Origin of the sequence: Pseudomonas palmensis, assembly GCF_017848315.1 — a bacterium.
GTDB classification, from domain to species: Bacteria; Pseudomonadota; Gammaproteobacteria; order Pseudomonadales; family Pseudomonadaceae; genus Aquipseudomonas; species Aquipseudomonas palmensis.
This window is the reverse complement of sequence record NZ_JAFKEC010000112.1, coordinates 1-4,057: the sequence shown is the minus strand read 5'-3', so window position 1 is coordinate 4,057 and position 4,057 is coordinate 1. Positions and strand designations below refer to the sequence as shown.

The following is a 4,057-nucleotide window of genomic DNA, read 5'->3' as shown; positions in this document are numbered from 1 at the left end:
GGTAAATGCTGTGGGGCAGGCGCCGGCGCGCCGCGATCAGGTCGCGGGGCGGGGTAACGTGCGCGGGGGTGAGCCGAGGTTGAGCAGGCTCGTACAGGCAGGGGCGAGGCCCTGGTGAGAATTCGACATGTGTGGCACCCGTTGGCTGATTGTTAGCTCTTGATGTCAGCTGCCCCCTTGTCGGTGGCGGCAGCGCAGATGGCTCCGGGCATCTTATATAACAATGTCGGGTTGTTATGGAAGTACTACCTGCGGTGTATGGTAATACTACTATACGTTGCGTCATAAAAAGCTTCGCCGGCAAGGCCGGCTCCTACATGATCACGGTAGGAGCCGGCCTTGCCGGCGAATGGCGTCGACGCGTTGTCGGAAAGATGCGCTCAGAACGCGAGCTTGTACCCGATCAGCAACAGCATCCCCGCCAGGCAAGGGCGCAGTACGTTGTCGGAAATGCGCCCTGTCAGGTGGCTGCCCAGGTAGATCCCCGGCAACGAGCCCAGCAGCAGGTAGCCCAGCAACGACCAGTCCATGTTGCCCATGCTGGCATGGCCCAGGCCGGCGACCAGGGTCAGAGGTACGGCGTGGGCGATCTCGGTGCCCACCAGGCGCCGGGTGACCAGGTACGGGTACAGCAGAAACAGCGCGACAGTGCCCAGGGCGCCCGCGCCAATCGAGGTCAGTGACACCATCACGCCCAGCACCACGCCAGTGACCACGGTCAGGGCGTTGAGGCTGCGTTCGCTGAGGTGGTAGCGGTCACCGGCGTGCTTGCTGGCAAACGCCTGCAACCGCGACTTGAACAGGATGGCCAGCGCCGTGAGGATCAGCACCACCGCCAGGCCCTGCTTGATCACGCCGTTGAGCGTCTGGGTGTCGGTATGCAGGGTGCTCAGAAACCACAGGGTCAAGGCCGCCGCTGGCACGCTGCCCATGGCCAGCAGCCCGGTGATCTTCCAGTCGATGTTCTTTTGCTTGCTGTGCACCCAGACGCCACTGGCCTTGGTGATGGCCGCATACAACAGGTCGGTGCCCACTGCAGTGGCCGGGTTGATGCCGAACCAGAGCAGGATCGGGGTCATCAACGAACCACCGCCAACGCCGGTCATGCCGACAATGAACCCAACAACCAGGCCTGCGATGGTGAAACCAAAAGAACCTACATCCATAAATACCTAAACACCCAGCGAGCCCGTGATCGGATGGCGCCAGCATAAAGGTTTTTTTATAGCCAAATAGACTTGTTCGTTATTAGTTTATAACCGTAACGCAGCAGGCGAGGGTGCCATCGACCGCCTGGGCGGCCGATGGGCGAGGGCGGGGGTCAGATCTTGAAGCTGTCTACCAGTTGCTTGAGGCGCCCGGCCTGACGCGCCAGGTCATCGCAGTGCTTGAGGGTGTCGTTGAGGTTGGCCACACCCTGCTGGTTGAGCACGTTGATCTGGGTGATGTCCAGGTTCAGGCTCTCGACCACGGCGGTCTGTTCCTCGGTGGCGGCTGCTACCGACTGGTTCATGCCGTCGATCTCGCCAATGCGCAGGGTCACGCTGGTCAGGCGTTCGCCGGCCTGGTTGGCGACCTGCACGCTCTGCTCGCTGGACACCTGGCTGGCGTTCATGTTGTGCACTGCCTCGCGCGACCCCACCTGCAGGGTGGTGATCATCTTGTGGATCTCTTCGGCCGATTCCTGGGTACGGTGCGCCAGGTTGCGCACTTCGTCGGCCACCACGGCAAAGCCGCGACCGGCTTCACCGGCCCGTGCTGCCTCGATGGCGGCGTTGAGTGCCAGCAGGTTGGTCTGCTGCGAGATGCCCTTGATCACGTCGAGGATCTGGCCGATGTCATCGGTGCTGGCGTTGAGGGTTTCGATCTGCTCGCACGACTCGCTGATCTTCTGCGACAACGCCGTCATCGCGCTGATGGTCTCCTGCATCACCTGGCGACCATCGTTGGCCTGGTCGCTGGCACCGCTGGCATGTTGCGAGGCATCGGCGGCGTTGCGCGCGATCTCCTGGGTGGCGGCGCCCAGTTCGTTGATTGCAGCGGCCACGCTATTGGTGCGCAGGCTCTGTTCCTCGGAGCCGATGATCGAGGCGTTGGAGGCGCTCATCACGCGTTCCGACAGGTCGTGCACCTGGCGGGTGGCCGAGGCCACTTCGGAAATCGATGCATGGATGCGCTCCACGAACTGGTTGAAGGCACCGGCCAGTTCGCCGAATTCATCCTTGTTTTCCACGGTCAGGCGCCGGGTCAGGTCGCCTTCGCCCTGGGCGATGTCCTGCATGGCGCGGCCCATGGTGGTGAGGGGGCGCATCAGCACCGGAATCAGCAGGCTCAGCAGGCCGGCGATGGCGGCCACGGCGATCAGCATGGCGATGATGGCCGAGGTGCGGAACTGGCTCAGCGGGGCGTAGGCCTTTGCCTTGTCGATGGACAGGCCGATGTACCAGTCGGCCGACGGCAGGCCGCTGACCGGGGCGAACGAGATGATCCGCTGTTCGCCGTTGAGGGTCACGTCGTGCAGGCCGGCGGCGACCTGCAGGTTGCTGCCGGGGTAGATGTCCTTGAGGTTCTTCATGGCCTGGTCGCTGTCCGGGCTGACGATCATCTGCCCGTCGCGGTCGACCAGGAAGGCGTGGCCGATACCGCCGAAGTCCACGGCATTGATGATGTCCACCAGGGTGGCCAGGCTCAGGTCGCCGCCCACCACGCCGACCAGTTCGCCGTTGCTCTTGACCGGCATCGCAATGGTCACCACCAGTCCGCCGACAGCCGCCAGGTAGGGTGGGGTTAGCATGGGTTTGCCGGCGGCGACAGCAGCGGTGTACCAGGGACGCTGGCGCGGGTCGTAGCCGTCGGGCATTTTCGCGTCCGGGCGCTGGGTGAACACGCCGTTGGTCTGGCCCACATAGGTGAACTGGAAGTTCGATGTGAAGGCGGGCTGGTCGACCAGCCCGGGGAAGTCGGCATTGGCGCCCTGATGGGCGATGTTCTGGGCCAGGTTTTCCAGCACCAGGATGCGCCCGCTCATCCAGTTCTGCACACTGCTGGCTGTCAGCGCGCCGGCCTGGTTGACCGACGATTCGATGTTCTGGCGGATGGTGTTGCGTTGCAGGTAATCGTTGTAGAGGGTGAACAGTGCAAAGGCCAGCACGACGACTGCGCCGGCGCTGAGCAGGATCTTGTGGCGAAATTTCAGGTTCATGTTTCGAGACCTTTAGCCAGATAGGGGAAGTGACGGCGTCACGGGTCGGAGCCTTGTGAGCACCGCCATCGTGAATTGCACGCGACTGACCTTTCAGGTATCGGCTGAAACCACGAAATATTTACGTACCATTTTGACGCGGGGTCAGTCGGCCAGGGCTGCGGTCTGTCTCAGCAACCTCACCAGCTCCTGGGCAGCGCGTTGCAGCGGCTGCTGCTTGAGCCAGAAGGCATGCACCGGCAGGCGCAGTTCATTGCGGGTGTTGCGAAAATCCAGTTGCACCAGTCGCCCGGCCTTGAGCAGCGGGGCAATGCGCGACAGCGGGAAGTCGCCCCAGCCAAGCCCGGCCTCGACCATCTCGATGGCCATGCTCAGGCTGTCGGTGCGCCAGTGCGAGGCGCCGATCAGCACGCGGGGGTCGAGCATCGGCAAATCGCGGCTGGCCACCACGATCTGGCGCACGTTGACCAGGTCTTCGAGGTAGCGCACCTGCTCGCCCAGCGCGGGGTGATGGGGCGAGAGGGTGGCGGTCAGCGACTCCATGCCGACCTGTTCGAAGCGCTGGCGCGGGTCGACCGTCAGCCCGGCAAACGCCAGGCACAGCTGCACGCGACCCTCGTGCAGCAGGTGCAGCGCATCTTCCTGCGGGGCGCTGAGTACCTCCACCTGCAGCAGCGGGTGGCGCTGGCTGATCTGGCCGATGGCCTGGAGCAGCGGCTGGTGATCGATGTCGGGCACCACGCCGATGGCCAGTGTGCTTTCCAGGCCCTGGGAAAGCTCGATGGCGTGCACCTGAAGCTGCGTCAGCTGGTCGGCGATCAGCCGGGCATGGGGCTCCAGCGCCAGGGCCAGCGG

General features: G+C 63.9%; 3 protein-coding genes. All 3 read right to left on the bottom strand.

Going from position 1 to position 4,057, the window contains the following annotated elements; translation table 11 throughout:
• Nucleotides 1-380 precede the first annotated feature (380 nt).
• A complete protein-coding gene (locus tag JZZ72_RS27495) occupies nucleotides 381-1,166 on the bottom strand; it encodes a sulfite exporter TauE/SafE family protein (protein WP_043864524.1) in 786 nt (261 codons plus the stop codon).
• Between the two features lie 155 nt (nucleotides 1,167-1,321).
• The gene (locus JZZ72_RS27490) at nucleotides 1,322-3,202 is read right to left on the bottom strand and encodes a methyl-accepting chemotaxis protein (protein ID WP_058541318.1); all 1,881 of its coding nucleotides are present in this window, start codon (nucleotides 3,200-3,202) and stop codon (nucleotides 1,322-1,324) included.
• Between the two features lie 144 nt (nucleotides 3,203-3,346).
• A partial coding sequence (locus tag JZZ72_RS27485) for a substrate-binding domain-containing protein (RefSeq protein ID WP_210015481.1) occupies nucleotides 3,347-4,057 on the bottom strand: 711 nt, incomplete at its 5' end.

Excerpts from the sequence above, each read along its gene's own strand:
- JZZ72_RS27495 (WP_043864524.1), bottom strand. The coding sequence starts at position 1,166 with ATGGATGTAGGTTCTTTTGGTTTCACCATCGCAGGCCTGGTTGTTGGG.
- JZZ72_RS27490 (WP_058541318.1), bottom strand. The coding sequence starts at position 3,202 with ATGAACCTGAAATTTCGCCACAAGATCCTGCTCAGCGCCGGCGCAGTC.